This window comes from Streptomyces sp. SM11 (genome assembly GCF_002910905.1).
Taxonomy (GTDB): domain Bacteria; phylum Actinomycetota; class Actinomycetes; order Streptomycetales; family Streptomycetaceae; genus Streptomyces.
Genome location: NZ_NEUE01000207.1, coordinates 1 through 18,686, shown reverse-complemented (window position 1 = coordinate 18,686; position 18,686 = coordinate 1). Strand labels below are relative to the sequence as shown.

Below are 18,686 nucleotides of genomic sequence, written 5' to 3'. Positions count from 1 at the left end.
GCTGCCACCTCCTAATGAGGTTGTCAAGCCGCCACTGTGACCGGGAGTTCACGTTGGTAGCACCGTCCGTCACGAATCAGGGCGCGCAGGACGTTGACCCGTCGCCGGGCCAGGGCGAGGACGGCCTGGGTGTGTCGCTTGCCTTCGGCGCGCTTGCGTTCGTAGAAGCACCGGGACGCGTCGCAGTTGCGGATGCTGATCAGCGCGGAGGTGTAGAAGACGCGTTGCAGGCCGCGGTGGTAGCGCCTGGGGCGGTGGAGGTTTCCGCTGACGTTGCCGGAGTCGCGGGGCACGGGGGCCACTCCAGCGAGGCTGGCCAGACGATCGGCGGTGCCGTAGCGGCTCATGTCGCCGGCGGTGGCGGCCAGGAACTCGGCGCCCAGGAGTGGGCCGATTCCGGGCATGCTGGAGATCACCTCGGCGAGTTCGTGCTCGCGAAACCGGGCCGCAATGAGCTTGTCGATCTCGGTGATCTGCTCGTTGAGGCCCATCACCTCCTTCGCCAGGGTGTGGATCACCTGCGCGGTGATCTTCTCCCCGGGGACGGCGGTGTGCTGGCGCCCGGCCGCTTCGGAAGCGGCTGCGGCCAGGTCCGAGGCGCCGCGGACCTTGCGGTTGTGCAGCCAGGTCTCCAGCCGCTTGGCGCCGGTGCGGCGCAGGGCGGCCGGGGTCTGGTAGCCAGTCAGCAGGATCAGCGGGCCGACGTTGCCCAGATCGAGGGCCCGTTCCAACGCCGGGAGAATACTGTTGAGTTGACCGCGCAGTCGGTTGATCCGGCGGGTGCGGTCGGCGTTCAGGTCGGCTCGCCGGTTGGTGAGGATCCGCAGCTCGACGGCGTCCTCGTCGTCCGGCCGCAGCGCGGTCAGGTCGCGGCGCATTCGGGCCTGGTCGGCGATGACGGTGGCGTCCTTGGCGTCGGTCTTGCCCATGCCGCGGTAGCCGGCCGAGGCCCGGTTCACCGCGAGACCGGGGATGTAGAGCAGCTGCTGGCTGTGATTGAGCAGCACGCTGATCAGCAAGGCCGCCATGCCGTCGGCGACATCGACCGCCCACACGGCGTCCTCGTCGATCGCCAGCACATCGGCGAGCAGAGCCGGCAGTTCCGGCTCATCGTTCAGCACGCGGCGCGACAGCAGTCGCTTGCCTTCCGCGTCCAGGACCACGCAGTGGTGACGGGTCTTGCCTATGTCCACGCCTGCCCAGATCTGGGGCACGGGTTCCTCCGGTCCGTCGGTGATTGCTGTTCTCCCGAACGACCTCGCCAGCGTGGTCCTACTCAGCGATGCACCCGCAGGTGCTCGCAGCTCCTAATCAGCGGCCGAGTCGTCGTGAGACTCCGGGCGGCCAGGTGGCATGAACCATCAAGGGCAACCGCTTGAAAGCCATACCCGGAGTCTCTGGGCCTCTGGACCTTACGACTGGCCCGTCCAACCCACCAACAACGTAGGACCAACAACGTAGGACCGCTTGAGGCAGTTGATGCACCGTTCGACGGTGTTGTTCCGAGGTCCGATGCGGCGGCAGAAGCAGGGAACAGCGTGGCCAATCTCGCCTACAGGAGGGTGGTTCTCCGCAATGGACCTCTCTGCCCGTCACCCGCGCACCGGAGAGCTGCTGTCCACCGTGAAGTTCATTGGTGCAGACCCTCGCCGCCGACGAACTCCAGCGGGAGCTAACCTACGACGGACTGCGCGCCGCCGAGGCCAGGGGCAACAAGGGTGGACGCCGCCCCGCCGTGGCGACCGACAAGGCCGACACCGTCCGCACCGCGTACCTGGAGTGCCGCTCGATCGCCGCCTTCGCCCGCGACCACGACGTCAGCCGAGGCGCGATCCGCACAGCCGGGGATCTTCGACTAGGGAATCACGATGTGGAACGACCCGGAGATCCAGCGCCCCAACCCCGACGCGCGGCTGCCTGAGACCGAGATCAGCGCCGTGCACCGCTCGGACGACTCGGGCACCACACAGGCCTTCATTGCCTACCTGGCGGACGCGGCACCGGAGGAGTGGCCGTACGAAAAGGTAAAGGTGTGGCAGGCCGAGGGTGGACATACCGCGCCCGGTTCCGACGGAGTCGTCTCGACCGTGAGCTTGACTCTGTCGGTGATCTTGGAGATTCCCGGTGCGGCAGCATGGTCAACAGGCATGCTCGGGCGGTCCCGTCGTCCGATGCAGCTGTTGAGGTGCCCGTTGTCCATGAGCCCCCGCTCCGGTGAGCACGTTCCGTCTCTGACCGCGCAGATCGCGCGGGCGAGCAACCCGGATGGCACGACGGCGATGTGGGTGCGGGACCGGCTGGAGGGGCTGTGGTGCGACGAGGACTTCGCCGACTGGTACCCGCGGGACGGGCGTCCTGGGTTTTCGCCTGCTCAGCTGGCCACCGTCTGCGTGCTGCAGTTCCTGCTCGGCCTCTCCGACCGGCAGGCCGCAGAAACGGTCCGCTGCCGCATCGACTTCAAGTACGCCATGGCCATGGAGCTGGATGATCGCGGTTTCCATCACAGCGTGCTGGGCGACTTCCGCGACCGTCTCACCGAGGACGGCCGTGCCGACCGCCTCCTCGACCTCACAGGGCAATACAGCTAGTCCGCCTCAAGGAGGCCGGACTGGTGCGCGAGCGCACCACGCAGCGCACCGATTCCACCCACGTCCTGGCCGCGGTGCGTGACCTGACCCGCCTGGAGCTGATCACCGAGGCGGTCCGCGCCGCACTCGAAGAAGTCGCGGGCACATCCCCGCACCTTCTCGACGGGCTCATCGACGAGGGCTGGGGGCTGCGCTATGGCCGGCCGGTCCGCCTGGGCAAGAACCCCACCAAGCCCATGACCAGGATTCTTGCCACCGGAGACGACGGCGTCCGGCTCCTGGGACATCTCTACCGGCACGGAGCGCACCGCACACGTCCGGTCCCCGCGTCCAGGTCCTTCGCCAGATCATGGTGCAGAACTACCACCGTGACGCCGCGGGACGCCTGCGCTGGCGCAACGCCGAGAAGGAAGGCGGGCATGGGCTGCCGCCCTCGTCCCGGGCGGTCGTCTCGCCCTACGACGCCTCGACCCGCTACGCACGGCACGGGCACATCATCAGCTGGAAGGGGTTCGCCGCCCATCTGACCGAGACCTGCGACCCCGACGGCCCCAACGTGATCACGGACGTAGTCACCACCGCGGCCACCACCCACGACAGCCAGGTCCTGCCCGGCATCCACACCCGCCTGGCTCGCCGCAGGCTGCTGCCCGCCGAGCACCTGGTCGACGCCGGCTACACCTCGTTGCCCCACCTGGAACAAGCCGCCCGGCAACACGGGACAAGGCCCGATGTCGATGATGACGTAGGCGTGATACCAGACGCCCTTGGCCGGCCCGGCCGCCTTGGTGATGTCCCAGGTGAACACCTGGGAGGGCGCGGTGGCCACCAGCTCGGGCACGGCCTTGGGCGGATGGGTGGCCTGGCGGCGTCGCTCGCCCGCCTGGCCCTTGGCGCGCGGGATCCGATGCATCGTGGACACCGAGCAGTGATAGCGCCCGGCATCCAGTTCACGGGCCCAGATCTGGGCGGGCGGGAGCTCGGCGTACTCGCCTGAGTTCATCAACTCAAGTACTGCCGAACGCTCTTCTGCAGTCAGCGCCGAGGGCTGGACCTGCGCTTTCCTGGGTTTCTGCTCGGGTGCGGGACGCAGCCGGCGGTAGTGGGTGGCTCGCGAGCGGCCGGTCAGCCGGCACGCGGCGCTGGTACCCAGCACCGGCTCGACGCCGGCGAAGGCTTCGCCCGCGACCGGGTCGGTGGCCTCGGTCAGTCCGCGCTCTCGGAGATCATTCCCAAGAGCGCGGAAGCTCTTCCCACGACCTCCAGTGCCGCCTTGTTCCGGGCCAGCTCCTTGACGTGCGAGTGGTACAGCCGCTCGCGGCGCAGGACCGCGCCCTTCTCGTTCCTGGGCGCGGCGTCGTACTTGGCCACGATCCGCAGCTTGTACTCCGGGCTGAAAGTCCGGCGCTTCGGCCGGGCAGCCGGGTCGGGTCCGGCGGGGTTGGTGCTGGTCATGAGGGGGCGGTTCTCCTGTCGTGCCCTCTCAGGCTAACCCGACGAAGCGGGACGTCTCACCCAAGACTGACAGAGAGGGAACGCGACCGCACCGCCATGTACGGCAAGTGCACCCGCTACCGAGCCAAGGGCATCCCCGGCGTCAAGGACCGTTCCTTCGACGCACTTCAGGACGCCAAGACCTGGCTCGCCCAGGCCCAGACCGATGCACGCCGAGGCGAGTTCGTCGATCCCCGCGATGGAGCAATCTCCCTCAAGGACTACATCGTGACCCACTGGTGGCCAACCCAGAGCGGTGACCCGTCCACGATCGAGCGGATTGAGCAGAGGGTGCGCCGCCACATCGTTCCCCACCTGGGTGCTCAGCCGCTCAACGCCATCGGCACGGAAGTCCTGCGGCACTGGAAGAAGCGGCTTGAGAAGGACCTTGGTCCTACCTCGATCCGTCTGGTCTGGGCGACGCTCTCCAGCGTCCTGCAGGCTGCGGTCGAGGACCGTCGCCTGGGACGCAATCCATGCCGGTCCAGCACGGTCGGGCCCCCGCCCGCGGCCCCTGGCAGGGTTGAGGCGTGGCCGCCCGAACGGGTGCTGGCGGTACGGGAGGCTCTGCCGGACCGCTACCGGATACTCCTCGTGATCGGAGCAGGTCTCGGGCTCCGCCAAGGGGAAGCGCTCGGACTCTCAGCGGACGATATCGACTTCGAGAAGGAAGTCGTCCACGTCCGGCGGCAGATCAAGATGGTGCGAGCGAGACTGTGCTTCGCGCTTCCGAAGGGCCGCAAGGTCCGGGACGTGCCGCTGCCAGCCAGCGTGGCCCGGGCAATAGGGCAGCACATGGAGCAGTTCGCGCCGATCCCGGTCACGCTGCCCTGGGACGACCCGACTCCGGCCGAGACGCCGGTGGAGGCCAAACACCGACGGCCGAGGACCTACAGCCTCCTGGTGGCGGGACGCGAGCGGAAGGCCATCATCCGGAACTACTTCAACTCCTACGTGTGGAAGCCCGCTCTGGCCACGGCGGGTGTGATCGCCGCGCTGGACGAGGGCACCGATGGTGCTCGCGTGTGGGAGCCGTCCCGGGAACACGGCTTCCACGCCCTGCGCCACATCTTCGCCTCCGAGGAACTGGAGGCTGGCGAATCGGTCGTCTCCCTGGCACGCTGGCTGGGGCACTCGGACCCTGGGTTCACGCTGCGGAAGTACTCCCACTTCCTGCCCCGCGCCGGCGCACGAGGTAGCGCCGCCATCGACGTGATCTTCGCGTAGCCGCGATCGGTCCGCTGGGCCCGTGGAGTGTGGCTCGTAGCCCGCCGCAGGCCCAAAGTCCCAGAGAAGTCCCAGACATGCCGCCGCACCCCTCCCTGACCCGCTAAATGGCAGGTCAGACGGGGTGCGGCGGCATCGTCGTGTCAAATGTCCCGGAAGATCTCGATCTGCGCGCCCACCGAGTTGAGCCGCTCGGCCAGTTCCTCGTAACCGCGGTTGATCACATAGACGTTGCGGAGTACGGAGGTGCCTTCCGCCGCCATCATGGCCAGCAGCACCACCACGGCGGGCCGCAGCGCGGGTGGGCACATCATCTCGGCGGCACGCCAGCGGGTCGGGCCCTCGACCAGGACCCGGTGGGGGTCGAGGAGTTGGAGGCGGCCGCCGAGGCGGTTGAGGTCGGTGAGGTAGATCGCGCGGTTGTCGTAGACCCAGTCGTGGATCAGGGTCTGACCGTGCGCGGCGGCCGCGATCGCCGCGAAGAACGGGACGTTGTCGATGTTGAGGCCGGGGAACGGCATCGGGTGGATCTTGTCGATCGGGGCCTCCAGCTTGGAGGGCCGCACGGTCAGGTCCACCAGGCGGGTGCGCGCGTTGTCGGCGGCGTACTCCGGGGTGCGGTCGCAGTCGATGCCCATCTCCTCCAGGACCGCGAGTTCGATCTCCAGGAACTCGATCGGCACCCGGCGGATGGTGAGTTCGGACTCGGTCACCACCGCGGCGGCCAGCAGGCTCATCGCCTCGACCGGGTCCTCGGAGGGGGAGTAGTCCACGTCCACGTCGATCTGCGGGACCCCGTGCACGGTGAGCGTCGTCGTGCCGACCCCGTCGACCCGTACACCCAGCGCCTCCAGGAAGAAGCACAGGTCCTGGACCATGTAGTTGGACGAGGCGTTGCGGATGACGGTCGTGCCGTCGTGGCGGGCGGCGGCCAGCAGGGCGTTCTCGGTGACCGTGTCGCCGCGCTCGGTCAGCACGATGGGCCGGTCGGGGGAGACGGTGCGGTCCACCTGCGCGTGGTACAGGCCCTCCGTGGCGGCGATCTCCAGGCCGAACCGGCGCAGCGCGATCATGTGCGGCTCGATCGTGCGGGTGCCGAGGTCGCAGCCGCCCGCGTACGGCAGGGTGAACTGTTCCGTGCGGTGCAGCAGCGGGCCCAGGAACATGATGATCGAGCGGGTGCGGCGTGCGGCGTCGGCGTCGATCGCCTCCAGGTCCAGCTGTGCGGGCGGCACGATCTCCAGGTCCACGCCGTCGTTGATCCAGCGGGTGCGCACCCCGATGGAGTTGAGTACCTCCAGGAGCCGGAACACCTCCTCGATCCTGGCCACCCGGCGCAGGACCGTACGGCCCTTGTTGAGGAGCGAGGCGCACAGCAGCGCGACGCAGGCGTTCTTGCTGGTCTTGACGTCGATGGCCCCGGAGAGTCGACGGCCTCCGACGACCCGCAGATGCATGGGCCCGGCGTAACCGAGCGAGACGATCTCGCTGTCGAGGGCTTCACCGATGCGGGCGATCATCTCAAGGCTGATGTTCTGGTTTCCGCGCTCGATGCGGTTGACGGCGCTCTGGCTCGTGGCGAGCGCCTCGGCCAGCTGGGCCTGTGTCCAGCCCCGGTGCTGACGGGCGTCACGGATGAGCTTGCCGATGCGTACGAGGTAGTCGTCTGACATGGTGGCAGGTTATCTCAGATATGAGATGAGAATGATGTGGAGGTGCACCGTTCGAGTGATGGGTGTGTCACCGGCTCCGCGTGTGTGGCGGGTCTCCCCATCGTCGCCCGCACGGGAGTGAAGGGCGCGGTCCGCGCGTCCGTACGGGCCCTGGGGCCGCGGTCAGGACGCCGGCGGGGGGCAACCCGGGCCACCGGGCGACGGGGAGTCGAGGACAGCGGCCACGGCTTCGATCTCGACGAGCTGGTCCGTGTAGCCGAGCACGGTGACGCCCATCAGGGTGCTGGGTGCGTCGTGGTCGCCGAAGGAGTTCCGGACCACTTCCCAGGCGGCCACGAGATCCTCCTGTCGGGCCGAAGCCACGAGGACCCGCGTGCTGATGACGTCCTCGGCCGAAGCGCCCGCGTCGGCGAGCGCGGTCCGCAGGTTCTCCATGGCCTTCGCCGCCTGGCCGGCGTAGTCCCCGACGGCCACGGTGTCGCCGTGCTCGTCGAGCGGGCACGAACCGGCGAGGAAGATCAGCCGTGCCTCGGCGGGCGCCGTGGCCGCGTAGGCGTACTCGGCCACGTCGGAGAGGGTACGGGAACGGATCAGAGAAACGGCGCTGGTGCGGGTCACGGTGGGTGCGTCTCCTGGGGCTGGGGCGCGTGCTAGGTGCGCTGATGGTGCTGGGTCCGCCGGGTGGGCCGTGCGGGATGTGCCGCGGTGGGCCGGTCCCGGGATGCTGACATCTTTTCAGCGCGCTTCGCGTCCCGCACCTTCTTTTCCGACCGGTCGGGGCGCTGCGAGCAGGAATCCGAGCATCGCCCAGGCCGTCCGAACCAGGGCGACCAGTAGAAGCTCCCGCGAGCCGTCCGCCCCGCGCGGCAGCGGCCCGCGCCTCCGTGCCGCCGGTCTCGCCCGTGCCGCCGCCCTCCCGGTGCACCCTGCCGACAGGGGCCCTCAGGGTCGGGCGGGGGACGCTCCGGTGTCGACCTTCCCGGAGCCGGCGGCTCGGACCGTGCGGCGGGGCGAAAATCCGGAGACTCGGCGGACGGTCAGCCCCTAGGGTTGTGCGATGCCGTCGATCAAGCAGGTCCAGATCACCTTCGACTGCGCGTCACCCACGCGCGTCGCTCACTTCTGGTGCGAGGTACTGGGGTACGTCCTGCCGCCGTCGCCGGAGGGGTTCGCCACGTGGGGCGATTACGAACTCTCGTTGCCGGCCGAGAAGCGGGATGCGGGGGCCGTCTGTCAGGACCCCTCGGGTGTGGGCCCGCGGATGTACTTCCAGCGCGTTCCCGAGGGCAAGGTCGTCAAGAACCGTGTGCATCTCGACGTGCGGGTCGGCACCGGGCTCGTGGGTGAGGAGCGCCTCGCCGCGCTGGAGGCCGAGTGTGCGCGACTGCTGCCGCTCGGCGCGGTGCGCGTACAGCTGCTGCTCGCCGACGAGGAGAACGAGTCCTGCCTGGTGATGCAGGACATCGAGGGCAACGAGTTCTGCCTCGACTGAGGCGGACAGGGTGGTGCCGGAGCGATCCGGGCAGACCTCCTCAGCCGACGACGGCGAGCTGCAGGGCGAAGCGGCGGACGGCATCGGTGAAGGCGTCCGGGGCGTCGAAGTTCGCGAGATGTCCTGCCCGCGGGGTCACTTCGACACGGGCGTGCGGATGCGCGCGGGCGAAGTCCGCCTCGCCGGACCGGAAGGTGCTGTCCTTCTCGCCGTTGAGGATCAGTGCCGGAGCCGCCACATGGCGCATGGCGCCCGCGTCGAAGCGGCCCAGCACCTCGCCCCAGGCGGCGGGCAGGGTGCGGAAGGCGTAACCGGACCGGATGGTCGCCTCCACTTGGCCCAGGGCGCCTGGGGGAGGGCGGCCGAGTGGTTCGAAGCGGGAGCCGCGTCGGCCGAGTGCACGGCGGCCCCGCTGGCAGCGGCCGCGTCCGGCGGGCTGATCCGGCTCGCCCTGGCGCGGCGGCGTCGGCAGCGAGACCTACAGTGCCTACCAGGGCACCAGCATGGCCGCCCCGCACATCGCCGGCCTCGCCGCCCTGATGAACGAGGCCGAGCCGGGGCTCACCCCCGCCCAGATCTCCACCGCGATCCGCGAGAACGCTCGTACCCTGCCCGGCTCCTGCTCCGGCGGCTGCGGAGCCGGACTGGCCGACGCGTCCGCGACGATCGCCGCGATCACCGGCGGCACCGACCCGGGCCCGGACCCCGACCCGGGTGAGGGCGTGTTCACCAACTCCGACAACGTCAACATCCCCGACTACGGCGGCTGGGTCGTGTCGGACATCGAGGTCACCGGGCGGCCCGGCAACGGCCCGGCCCAGCTGAAGGTCCCGGTGGACATCAAGCACACCTTCCGGGGCGACCTGGTCGTCGTCCTCGAAGCGCCGGACGGAACCGACTTCACCCTGAAGAACCTGAGCCAGTCCGACAGCGCCGACAACGTCACCCAGACGTTCGCCGTGGACGCCTCCGGCGTCGCGGCCAACGGCACCTGGCAGCTGTGGGTGCGCGACACCTACCCCAACGACACCGGCTACATCGACTCCTGGGGCCTGAACTTCTGACCCTCCGCCGGTCGGGCCCACCAGTCCGCGTAACGGGCCCACCGGCCGCAGCCCATCCCGGCTGCGGCCGGTGCCCGTTCTTCCACGCTCGACAGCCTCGAAGCGCACCGTGACTGCTGGGTCCCACCGCCACGACCGGACCCTGTCCCGCAGGCAGCCCTTCGCGCACCGCGTTGGCGCACGTGCTGCCGCAGGACCGTCTTCGCCCGGCTGACCTGCTGCAACACCCGCCGCCGACCCTCCGCCAGCGGCCACCTGAGCCCTCACTCGGCCATGCTCACAGCTCTGCGGAAGACATCCCGGCCCCAGGTGTGCCCTCTCGCGAGATCGGTGCCGTTCGGGCGCGTCCGGCGGAACTTGTGGTGCTGGTCGGCAGGGCCTGCTGATAGAGCGCCACCAACACACCGTGCAGGGGCTGGTCCTCTGCGTCTTCCTCGGCCCCGTCGACCAGCCGGGCGAGGGTCTCACCGAGTTCTCTGGCCTTCGTGGGGCTGAGGCGCAGGTGGCGCAGTGTCAGGTGAGTGTCGGCGGGAGAGCGGTCCAGCTCCTGGGCGACCGCGGCGAGCATCGCGGCGGTGCCTGCCGCTTGTGGTTCGGCAACGACCATGCGACGGGCCGTGCGCTGGTAGTACTGCTCAGTGCCGCCGCGGACCTGGCGGCTCTCGGAGATGTGGACCAGCCCGGCATCGCGGAGCACCTTGAGGTGGTGGGCCACGTTGCCCTTCTTCGCGTCGAGCTGTATCGCAAGCCGGCTGATGGTGGCCGGCCGGTGGCCCAGGGCGAAGAGCAACCGCTGGCGCAACGGGTGGGAGAGCGCCGCGAACTGCTCAGGCGCACCGATCTCCAGGACGTCCTCGGGAGGCGGCGGACAGGGAGGCTGATCACGCATACCGAAAGTGTCTAATCTCGTTGACGCTTTCGCAAGGGCAGTGCTCTACTCCCTGCCATGACGACTCCGACGAAGCTTGCGCCGGGCCCTGTCATCGACGAGACGGCCCGGCTGCTGACCGAGCACTACGTATTCCCCGAAGCGGCCGAGCAGCTCGCCGGCCTGCTGCGACGACGCCTGGCCGACGGGGCCTATGACGTCGACGGCGCCGAGGAGCTCGCCCGCCTGGTCACCGTGGACCTGCAGTCCGTCAACGGCGACCGGCACCTGAGGCTGAAGCGCCACGCCGACCCGGTCTCCCCGAAGCGGGGGGGGGGGCGGCCACCCAGGACGCCATGCGTCGGGACTTCGACACCTCGTTGGGCGGTGCACCCCGGGTGCGGTTGCTCGACGGAGGGGTCGCCGTGGTGGAACTGGCACCGATGCTGTTTCCGCTGGAGTGGGTCGCCGAACCGCTGGGCGCCGCGCTCACCTTGGCCTCCCGCGCCCAGGCGCTGATCGTGGACCTTCGCGCCAACCGGGGCGGCGACCTGGACACGGTCGCCTTCGTCTGCAGCTACCTGCTCGATGAGCGCACCCACCTCAACACCATGTACTGGCGCGGCGGCGAACACACCGAGCAGTCCTGGAGCCTGCCGCACGTTCCCAGAGCGCGCTTCGGCGGCAGCAAGCCGTTGTACGTGTTGTCCAGCAACGACACCTTCTCTGCCGCTGAAGAGCTGGCGTACGACCTCCAGCAACTCGGCCGCGCCGTAGTCGTCGGCGAGCGCACCTGCGGCGGCGCACACCCGTGCAACGGCTGGACCCTGCACCCGCACCTGGAAGCCACCGTCCCCGTCGGCCGCGCCATCAACCCCGTCTCCGGCACGAACTGGGAGGGCACCGGTGTGCAGCCGGACGTCTCCTGTGCCGCCGCCGACTCCCTCGACCGCGCGCACGCGCTGGCCCTCGCCCGACTGGCGGGCTGACCCGGCGGCGGGCGCCGGTCGGCGGCGGCCCCGGCACGCTGACCCCGTACGGCCAGGTTCGCTCTCATGGAAACCGAAAGGGCTGGGTTCGCCGGCAAACGCCTGGATTGGATGAGAGGGGTCAGGGGCACCTGGGCATGACCGGGCGGCGGCTATGTACTAGAGTTATCTCGACATCGAGATATCTGCCGAGGCGCACCGCGGCCGCCGCCCGGTAAGGGTTACCTAACTAATCCTTACCTTAGCGGATGGTCGGGACCGTAGACGGCAAAACGCGGCGCCGACTGCCAATGAGGCGCGGCGCGGAGATACGCGCACATTGAAGAAGGAGACTGTCGTGTCGGCGAACAGCTTCGACGCCCGCAGCACGCTGCGCGTGGGTGACGAGTCGTACGAGATCTTCAAGCTGGACAAGGTAGAGGGCTCCGCGCGCCTCCCGTACAGCCTGAAGGTCCTGCTGGAGAACCTGCTCCGCACCGAGGACGGCGCGAACATCACCGCCGACCACATCCGGGCCATCGGCGGCTGGGACTCCCAGGCGCAGCCCAGCCAGGAGATCCAGTTCACGCCGGCCCGCGTGATCATGCAGGACTTCACCGGCGTGCCGTGTGTCGTGGACCTCGCCACCATGCGTGAGGCCGTCAAGGAGCTCGGCGGGGACCCGGCGAAGATCAACCCGCTGGCCCCGGCCGAGCTGGTCATCGACCACTCCGTCATCGCCGACAAGTTCGGCACCAAGGAAGCCTTCGGCCAGAACGTCGAGCTGGAGTACGGCCGCAACAAGGAGCGCTACCAGTTCCTGCGCTGGGGCCAGACCGCCTTCGACGAGTTCAAGGTCGTCCCCCCGGGCACCGGCATCGTCCACCAGGTGAACATCGAGCACCTGGCCCGTACGGTCATGGTCCGCAACGGCCAGGCGTACCCCGACACGCTCGTCGGCACCGACTCGCACACCACCATGGTCAACGGCCTCGGCGTGCTGGGCTGGGGCGTCGGCGGCATCGAGGCCGAGGCCGCGATGCTCGGCCAGCCGGTCTCCATGCTCATCCCGCGCGTCGTCGGCTTCAAGCTGACCGGCGAGCTCCCGGCCGGCACCACCGCCACCGACCTGGTGCTGACCATCACCGAGATGCTCCGCAAGCACGGCGTCGTCGGCAAGTTCGTCGAGTTCTACGGGGAGGGCGTCGCCGCCACCTCGCTCGCCAACCGCGCCACCATCGGCAACATGTCGCCGGAGTTCGGCTCCACCGCCGCGATCTTCCCGATCGACGACGAGACGCTGAAGTACCTGCGCCTGACCGGCCGCGACGAGCAGCAGGTCGCGCTCGTCGAGGCGTACGCCAAGGAGCAGGGCCTCTGGCTGGACCCGGCCGCCGAGCCGGACTTCTCCGAGAAGCTGGAGCTCGACCTCGCCACGGTCGTCCCCTCCATCGCCGGCCCGAAGCGCCCGCAGGACCGCATCGTCCTCGCGAACGCCAAGGAGCAGTTCGCCCGCGACGTCCGCAACTACGTCTCCGACGACGAGGAGGCGGGCAAGGAGTCCTTCCCGGCCTCCGACTCCCCGGCCGCCTCCAACGGCGTCCCGTCCCGGCCGACCACCGTCACGGCCCCCGACGGCTCGACGTACGAGATCGACCACGGTGCCGTCACGGTCGCCGCGATCACCTCCTGCACCAACACCTCGAACCCGTACGTCATGGTCGCCGCCGCGCTCGTTGCGAAGAAGGCCGTCGAGAAGGGCCTGACCCGCAAGCCGTGGGTCAAGACCACCCTCGCCCCGGGCTCGAAGGTCGTCACCGACTACTTCGACAAGGCGGGGCTGACCCCGTACCTCGACAAGGTCGGCTTCAACCTCGTCGGCTACGGCTGCACCACCTGCATCGGTAACTCCGGCCCGCTGCCGGAGGAGGTCTCCAAGGCGGTCAACGACCACGACCTCGCCGTCACCTCGGTGCTCTCCGGCAACCGTAACTTCGAGGGCCGGATCAACCCCGACGTCAAGATGAACTACCTGGCGTCCCCGCCGCTGGTCGTCGCGTACGCCATCGCCGGTTCGATGAAGGTCGACATCACCAAGGACGCCCTCGGCGTCGACCAGGACGGCAAGCCGGTCTACCTGACCGACATCTGGCCCTCCGAGGCCGAGGTCAACGACGTCGTGGCGAACGCCATCGGCGAGGACATGTTCAACAAGTCCTACCAGGACGTCTTCGCGGGCGACGCCCAGTGGCAGGCGCTGCCGATCCCGACCGGCAACACCTTCGAGTGGGACTCCGAGTCCACCTACGTGCGCAAGCCCCCGTACTTCGAGGGCATGACGATGGAGACGACCCCGGTCGAGGACATCACCGGCGCCCGGGTCCTCGCCAAGCTCGGCGACTCGGTCACCACCGACCACATCTCCCCGGCCGGCGCCATCAAGGCCGACACCCCGGCCGGCAAGTACCTCAGCGAGCACGGCATCGAGCGCCGTGACTTCAACTCCTACGGCTCGCGCCGCGGTAACCACGAGGTCATGATCCGCGGCACGTTCGCCAACATCCGCCTGCGCAATCAGATCGCGCCGGGCACCGAGGGCGGCTACACCCGCGACTTCACCCAGGCGGACGCTCCGGTGGCGTTCATCTACGACGCCTCGCAGAACTACCAGGCCGCCGGCACCCCTCTCGCGATCCTCGCGGGCAAGGAGTACGGCTCCGGTTCGTCCCGCGACTGGGCCGCCAAGGGCACCGCGCTCCTCGGCGTCAAGGCCGTCATCGCCGAGTCCTACGAGCGCATCCACCGCTCGAACCTCATCGGCATGGGCGTCCTCCCGCTCCAGTTCCCCGAGGGCCAGACCGCCGAGACCCTCGGCCTCACCGGCGAGGAGGCCTTCTCCTTCACCGGCGTCACCGAGCTGAACAACGGCACCACCCCGCGCACAGTCAAGGTCACCACCGACACCGGTGTGGAGTTCGACGGCGTCGTCCGCATCGACACCCCCGGCGAGGCGGACTACTACCGCAACGGCGGCATCCTGCAGTACGTGCTCCGCAGCCTGATCCGCAAGTAGGCGAGCAGCGGACCGGCCGGCGGCAGACCGGCAGGTAGCGCGCGGCCAGGCCACGGAACGGAAGGGCCGCACCCCGGGTCACCCCGGGGTGCGGCCCTTCCGCGTTCCCGCGCCGCGGCCTAGGGTTCCGCCTCAGGGCTTGCGGGGAGGCAACGCCTCGATCCCCTGCACGCCCTGACCGGAGAAGCCGTGCCCGGGCGGGCTGCGCACCGGTCAGCGGTCGTGCTGCGCGGCCAGGGCTGTCACGCCGCGTCGCAGGCGGCGGAAGTACGTGGCGCGGCTGAGGTGCAGGCTGTGGGCGACCTGCCAGTGGGTGCCCGACCGGTCGACGTAGTACGCGCGCAGGACTCTCCCGGCATCGGCGTCGGCCGCTGAGAGGCTTGCCGCCAGGGCGTCCACGGCTTCGACGAGCCAGGCGCGCAGTGCCCGGGCCGTCGGTGTGTGCGCGGCGGTCAGGAGCGGACTGCCGGCCAGCCCCTTGGCGGTGTGCAGGTTGCTCAGTGCCTCGGTCACGTGGGCCGCGGCGGTTTCGCCGGCGGTGTCCGTGGCGGTGGCGCTCAGACGGCGGAGCCAGGCGGGGAGTGCCGCGCCGGTGAAGTCGTTGCTGTAGACCTGCGGGGCGCGTCCGCAGCGGTAGATGTCATCGTGGATTCCCCCGTGGCGGCGGAAGGCGAGACTGTCGAGAAGCTGGTGGTAGCCGGGGTCGGCGGTGGACACCAGGAGCCTCCCGCTCGTGACCGCCTGCCGCAGGATGTGGCGCAGCACCTGGGCGTGGACGGCCGGTTCGGGGCAGAACGCCGCCCCCAGGAACAGCCCGCCGCGGTCGCCCGCCGCGAGGCGCTCGGTGTGCTGCTGGAGCAGAGGTTCCATGCCCGTCAGGGTCTGCTCCCGGACGCCGATCAGGCTGATCAGCCCGATGGGCTGTCCGTCGATGTCACGGGCCAGGCGGAACCCGGTGATGTCGTCGTCCAGCCACCGGGTGACCGGCCGTTCCGTCCTGTGCTGGTCGAACCCCTTGAGTGATGCCCAGCCGTGCATCAGGCGACCGATGTCGTCGGCGTCGGTGCCTTGGGCTGTCACGATCGGGACCGGTGGGCGGCCGGGCGGGAAGAGCACCTCCCGTACGACCCGGTCACCGGCCAGGAGCATGGACTGCTCGGACAGTTCGGCCCGCCGCTCGGGCGGGGCCGACTCGGTGAGCATCGCACCGCGGTAGCGCGCCGCGCGGGCGAGCAGCGCGCCGTGCTGGTCCGGCCGACGCCACTGGTAGGTCATGTCGAGCAGGGCGCGGTACGGTTCGGCGACGGTCAGGCCCAGGGCGGTCCGGTGGACCAGGCTGAGCCCGGCCAGGTCCGTGAACAAGTCCGGGCCCTTGGCCAGCAGCTTCTCGTCCGCCGCGCCGACGGCGGCGAGCAGCCGGAGCGCCTGGGCCCTGCGACGGCCCGGCAGTTCGCGTTCCAAACGCTGGAGGATCTCGGAGCTGACCTCGTCGGCCACCGCCGCGGGGGCGGTGGGCGTGGCCCCGGCGTGCATCGCCCGGCAGGCGGCGAGCGCCACCAGGGGAATCCCGCCGGCCAGTCGGACGACGAGGTCCCGCGCGCCGGGGTCCGCGAGCCCCGCCCGGCTCGCGAGCGCCGCGATCTCGTTGTCGGGCAGAGGAGGAACGGCGAGGGTGACCAGGTCGCCCCCGGCCCAGCCCCGAGCCGCCCGTAACGGCCTGCGGCTGAGCACCAGTACGGGGCGGTGACCGGCGGGGGCGTCGTCGAGTGCCCCGGCGGCGGACTCCATCGCCGTACGCCCATCGACGCCGTCCAGCACCAGCGGCCTGCGGTCATCACCGGTCACGGCCCGTCGCAGGTCACCGGGGGTGTGCGGGCGGGACAGATCGACGTGCTGGGCGTCGAGCGCGTGGGCCAGCCAGGTCTTCCCCACGCCGAGAGGACCGGTCAGATTCACCAGCGGACGGGCCGCGATCACCGCGCCCAGTTCGGCGGCCAGAGCCGCCCGTGTACCGCTGTCACCGTCGTTCGCCCCCATCGCGTCCCCCATCGCATGGTCCCCTGATGCCGTCCGAGGTCCCGATACGGGTTGAGACACATATGAGACTCCCGGCGAGGCGGGAGCCTATACGTTCGTTCACGCGTTCTGACCAACTAGCAACGGAGGAGCCGTGAAGAAGTCCATCGGGGCGGCCGGAGCCGTGTTCAGCGCCCTCGCCCTCGCCGTGGGAATGGCGACCCCAGCTGCGGCCGACAACCCGTCCAACGGCCGTTGGAACAACATGCGGGCCCTGCACACAGGAATGTGTGCTGCCGTGGGCAACAACTCGACCAAAGTCGGTGCCGGGCTGATCCAGTACCGGTGTGACTACAAGTCCAACAAGGAGTTCTACGCCCAGGGGGCGGGCACGAACGCGTACTTCCTGCGGATCAGATCCACCAACATGTGCGTGACCCCGCAGACCGGCGCCAACCACGCCCTCCTCGTCCAGTCCCCGTGCGCCAACGTGGACTCGCAGGTGTGGGTGGTCGAGTACGCCGGCAACGACAGCTGGAAGCTGCGGAACCGGGCTACGGGCTTCTGCATGGGCGTCGCGTGGGGCACCACCAACAGCGGCCAGCCGTTGGACCAGTCCTCCTGCGGCGCGTTCGACGGCCAGACCTGGCGGTTCACCGCGGTGTAGTACGCCCGGCAGGTCGGCCGGACAGGTGATAGCGCAGCCTTCTCGGCCCCAGACCTCTGCGGGGGTGCGGGGCCCGGGTGTCCCTCCGCGGGCGACGCCTCAAGCGGTCCTACGTTGTTGGTGGGTTGGACGGGCCAGTCGTAAGGTCCAGAGGCCCAGAGACTCCGGGTATGGCTTTCAAGCGGTTGCCCTTGATGGTTCATGCCACCTGGCCGCCCGGAGTCTCACGACGACTCGGCCGCTGATTAGGAGCTGCGAGCACCTGCGGGTGCATCGCTGAGTAGGACCACGCTGGCGAGGTCGTTCGGGAGAACAGCAATCACCGACGGACCGGAGGAACCCGTGCCCCAGATCTGGGCAGGCGTGGACATAGGCAAGACCCGTCACCACTGCGTGGTCCTGGACGCGGAAGGCAAGCGACTGCTGTCGCGCCGCGTGCTGAACGATGAGCCGGAACTGCCGGCTCTGCTCGCCGATGTGCTGGCGATCGACGAGGACGCCGTGTGGGCGGTCGATGTCGCCGACGGCATGGCGGCCTTGCTGATCAGCGTGCTGCTCAATCACAGCCAGCAGCTGCTCTACATCCCCGGTCTCGCGGTGAACCGGGCCTCGGCCGGCTACCGCGGCATGGGCAAGACCGACGCCAAGGACGCCACCGTCATCGCCGACCAGGCCCGAATGCGCCGCGACCTGACCGCGCTGCGGCCGGACGACGAGGACGCCGTCGAGCTGCGGATCCTCACCAACCGGCGAGCCGACCTGAACGCCGACCGCACCCGCCGGATCAACCGACTGCGCGGTCAACTCAACAGTATTCTCCCGGCGTTGGAACGGGCCCTCGATCTGGGCAACGTCGGCCCGCTGATCCTGCTGACTGGCTACCAGACCCCGGCCGCCCTGCGCCGCACCGGCGCCAAGCGGCTGGAGACCTGGCTGCACAACCGCAAGGTCCGCGGCGCCTCGGACCTGGCCGCAGCCGCTTCCGAAGCGGCCGGGCGCCAGCACACCGCCGTCCCCGGGGAGAAGATCACCGCGCAGGTGATCCACACCCTGGCGAAGGAGGTGATGGGCCTCAACGAGCAGATCACCGAGATCGACAAGCTCATTGCGGCCCGGTTTCGCGAGCACGAACTCGCCGAGGTGATCTCCAGCATGCCCGGAATCGGCCCACTCCTGGGCGCCGAGTTCCTGGCCGCCACCGCCGGCGACATGAGCCGCTACGGCACCGCCGATCGTCTGGCCAGCCTCGCTGGAGTGGCCCCCGTGCCCCGCGACTCCGGCAACGTCAGCGGAAACCTCCACCGCCCCAGGCGCTACCACCGCGGCCTGCAACGCGTCTTCTACACCTCCGCGCTGATCAGCATCCGCAACTGCGACGCGTCCCGGTGCTTCTACGAACGCAAGCGCGCCGAAGGCAAGCGACACACCCAGGCCGTCCTCGCCCTGGCCCGGCGACGGGTCAACGTCCTGCGCGCCCTGATTCGTGACGGACGGTGCTACCAACGTGAACTCCCGGTCACAGTGGCGGCTTGACAACCTCATTAGGAGGTGGCAGC

At 69.6% G+C, this 18,686-nt stretch carries 17 protein-coding genes and 3 pseudogenes; 12 read left to right on the top strand and 8 right to left on the bottom strand.

Annotated features, from left to right (window positions below; all coding sequences use genetic code 11):
* Window positions 1–23 precede the first annotated feature (23 nt).
* On the bottom strand, window positions 24–1,214 hold the full coding sequence (locus B9S58_RS19640; RefSeq protein WP_103531401.1) for an IS110 family transposase: 1,191 nt from the start codon (window positions 1,212–1,214) through the stop codon (window positions 24–26).
* Between the two features lie 419 nt (window positions 1,215–1,633).
* Between B9S58_RS19640 and B9S58_RS19635 the strand changes: the two genes are divergently transcribed.
* Window positions 1,634–1,921, top strand: a complete 288-nt coding sequence (locus B9S58_RS19635; protein ID WP_258044732.1) for a hypothetical protein — start codon at window positions 1,634–1,636, stop codon at window positions 1,919–1,921.
* Entirely contained in the window at window positions 1,869–2,588 is a 720-nt protein-coding gene (locus B9S58_RS39245; protein ID WP_258044730.1) for a transposase, read from the top strand. Before B9S58_RS19635 ends, B9S58_RS39245 begins: the two co-directional genes overlap by 53 nt.
* Here the strand turns inward: B9S58_RS39245 and B9S58_RS39240 are convergent.
* Window positions 2,585–2,887 carry a hypothetical protein gene (locus B9S58_RS39240; RefSeq protein ID WP_258044728.1) on the bottom strand — a complete coding sequence of 101 codons (303 nt, stop codon included), beginning with the start codon at window positions 2,885–2,887 and terminating at the stop codon, window positions 2,585–2,587. The two genes, B9S58_RS39245 and B9S58_RS39240, sit on opposite strands and share 4 nt — an antisense overlap.
* Window positions 2,888–2,937: 50 nt before the next feature.
* Between B9S58_RS39240 and B9S58_RS39235 the strand changes: the two genes are divergently transcribed.
* Entirely contained in the window at window positions 2,938–3,585 is a 648-nt protein-coding gene (locus B9S58_RS39235) for a hypothetical protein (protein WP_258044726.1), read from the top strand.
* Between the two features lie 209 nt (window positions 3,586–3,794).
* On the opposite strand, the gene B9S58_RS19620 is transcribed toward B9S58_RS39235, so the two are convergent.
* Window positions 3,795–4,043, bottom strand: coding sequence for a hypothetical protein (locus tag B9S58_RS19620; protein WP_103533419.1), 249 nt, complete (start codon window positions 4,041–4,043; stop codon window positions 3,795–3,797).
* Between the two features lie 96 nt (window positions 4,044–4,139).
* On the opposite strand from B9S58_RS19620, the gene B9S58_RS19615 reads away from it, so the two are divergent.
* Window positions 4,140–5,309: a site-specific integrase gene (locus tag B9S58_RS19615; RefSeq protein ID WP_103533418.1), complete on the top strand. Its 1,170-nt coding sequence runs from the start codon at window positions 4,140–4,142 to the stop codon at window positions 5,307–5,309.
* Between the two features lie 143 nt (window positions 5,310–5,452).
* On the opposite strand, the gene B9S58_RS19610 is transcribed toward B9S58_RS19615, so the two are convergent.
* Window positions 5,453–6,982, bottom strand: a complete 1,530-nt coding sequence (locus B9S58_RS19610) for a UDP-N-acetylglucosamine 1-carboxyvinyltransferase (RefSeq protein ID WP_103533417.1) — start codon at window positions 6,980–6,982, stop codon at window positions 5,453–5,455.
* A gap of 162 nt (window positions 6,983–7,144) precedes the next feature.
* Entirely contained in the window at window positions 7,145–7,600 is a 456-nt protein-coding gene (locus B9S58_RS19605; protein WP_103533416.1) for a RidA family protein, read from the bottom strand.
* A 439-nt stretch (window positions 7,601–8,039) separates the two neighbouring features.
* Here B9S58_RS19605 and B9S58_RS19600 point away from each other — a divergent pair, with 439 nt between their 5' ends.
* Window positions 8,040–8,474 (top strand): VOC family protein, encoded by a 435-nt coding sequence (locus tag B9S58_RS19600; RefSeq protein WP_103533415.1) that lies wholly within the window; start codon window positions 8,040–8,042, stop codon window positions 8,472–8,474.
* 40 nt (window positions 8,475–8,514) lie between these two features.
* Here the strand turns inward: B9S58_RS19600 and B9S58_RS19595 are convergent.
* Window positions 8,515–8,808 (bottom strand): annotated as a pseudogene (locus B9S58_RS19595) (alpha/beta fold hydrolase); the annotation flags it as partial.
* A gap of 148 nt (window positions 8,809–8,956) precedes the next feature.
* On the opposite strand from B9S58_RS19595, the pseudogene B9S58_RS40000 reads away from it, so the two are divergent.
* Window positions 8,957–9,106 (top strand): annotated as a pseudogene (locus B9S58_RS40000) (S8 family serine peptidase); the annotation flags it as partial.
* Between the two features lie 90 nt (window positions 9,107–9,196).
* The gene (locus B9S58_RS39995; RefSeq protein ID WP_308457913.1) at window positions 9,197–9,538 is read left to right on the top strand and encodes a proprotein convertase P-domain-containing protein; all 342 of its coding nucleotides are present in this window, start codon (window positions 9,197–9,199) and stop codon (window positions 9,536–9,538) included.
* Between the two features lie 277 nt (window positions 9,539–9,815).
* Here the strand turns inward: B9S58_RS39995 and B9S58_RS19585 are convergent, their stop codons facing one another.
* Window positions 9,816–10,427 (bottom strand): transcriptional regulator, encoded by a 612-nt coding sequence (locus tag B9S58_RS19585; RefSeq protein ID WP_103533413.1) that lies wholly within the window; start codon window positions 10,425–10,427, stop codon window positions 9,816–9,818.
* A 57-nt stretch (window positions 10,428–10,484) separates the two neighbouring features.
* On the opposite strand from B9S58_RS19585, the pseudogene B9S58_RS39230 reads away from it, so the two are divergent.
* The 3 genes and pseudogenes from B9S58_RS39230 to acnA form a co-directional block, all read left to right on the top strand.
* A pseudogene (locus B9S58_RS39230) lies at window positions 10,485–10,667 on the top strand (peptidase S41); the annotation flags it as partial.
* Window positions 10,668–10,762: 95 nt separating this feature from the next.
* Window positions 10,763–11,395, top strand: a complete 633-nt coding sequence (locus tag B9S58_RS19580) for a S41 family peptidase (protein ID WP_258044723.1) — start codon at window positions 10,763–10,765, stop codon at window positions 11,393–11,395.
* Window positions 11,396–11,732: 337 nt separating this feature from the next.
* On the top strand, window positions 11,733–14,447 hold the full coding sequence (acnA, locus tag B9S58_RS19575) for an aconitate hydratase AcnA (protein ID WP_103533412.1): 2,715 nt from the start codon (window positions 11,733–11,735) through the stop codon (window positions 14,445–14,447).
* Between the two features lie 213 nt (window positions 14,448–14,660).
* On the opposite strand, the gene B9S58_RS19570 is transcribed toward acnA, so the two are convergent.
* On the bottom strand, window positions 14,661–16,496 hold the full coding sequence (locus tag B9S58_RS19570; RefSeq protein ID WP_103533411.1) for a DUF1492 domain-containing protein: 1,836 nt from the start codon (window positions 16,494–16,496) through the stop codon (window positions 14,661–14,663).
* Between the two features lie 121 nt (window positions 16,497–16,617).
* Between B9S58_RS19570 and B9S58_RS19565 the strand changes: the two genes are divergently transcribed.
* The gene (locus B9S58_RS19565; RefSeq protein ID WP_103533410.1) at window positions 16,618–17,130 is read left to right on the top strand and encodes an RICIN domain-containing protein; all 513 of its coding nucleotides are present in this window, start codon (window positions 16,618–16,620) and stop codon (window positions 17,128–17,130) included.
* A gap of 342 nt (window positions 17,131–17,472) precedes the next feature.
* Window positions 17,473–18,663, top strand: coding sequence for an IS110 family transposase (locus tag B9S58_RS19560; protein WP_103531401.1), 1,191 nt, complete (start codon window positions 17,473–17,475; stop codon window positions 18,661–18,663).
* The last annotated feature ends 23 nt before the right edge of the window (window positions 18,664–18,686 follow it).

Excerpts from the sequence above, each read along its gene's own strand:
- B9S58_RS39245 (WP_258044730.1), top strand. The coding sequence starts at position 1,869 with ATGTGGAACGACCCGGAGATCCAGCGCCCCAACCCCGACGCGCGGCTG.
- B9S58_RS39235 (WP_258044726.1), top strand. The coding sequence starts at position 2,938 with ATGGTGCAGAACTACCACCGTGACGCCGCGGGACGCCTGCGCTGGCGC.
- B9S58_RS19620 (WP_103533419.1), bottom strand. The coding sequence starts at position 4,043 with ATGACCAGCACCAACCCCGCCGGACCCGACCCGGCTGCCCGGCCGAAG.
- B9S58_RS19615 (WP_103533418.1), top strand. The coding sequence starts at position 4,140 with ATGTACGGCAAGTGCACCCGCTACCGAGCCAAGGGCATCCCCGGCGTC.
- B9S58_RS19610 (WP_103533417.1), bottom strand. The coding sequence starts at position 6,982 with ATGTCAGACGACTACCTCGTACGCATCGGCAAGCTCATCCGTGACGCC.
- B9S58_RS19600 (WP_103533415.1), top strand. The coding sequence starts at position 8,040 with ATGCCGTCGATCAAGCAGGTCCAGATCACCTTCGACTGCGCGTCACCC.
- B9S58_RS19585 (WP_103533413.1), bottom strand. The coding sequence starts at position 10,427 with ATGCGTGATCAGCCTCCCTGTCCGCCGCCTCCCGAGGACGTCCTGGAG.
- B9S58_RS19580 (WP_258044723.1), top strand. The coding sequence starts at position 10,763 with ATGCGTCGGGACTTCGACACCTCGTTGGGCGGTGCACCCCGGGTGCGG.
- B9S58_RS19570 (WP_103533411.1), bottom strand. The coding sequence starts at position 16,496 with ATGGGGGACGCGATGGGGGCGAACGACGGTGACAGCGGTACACGGGCG.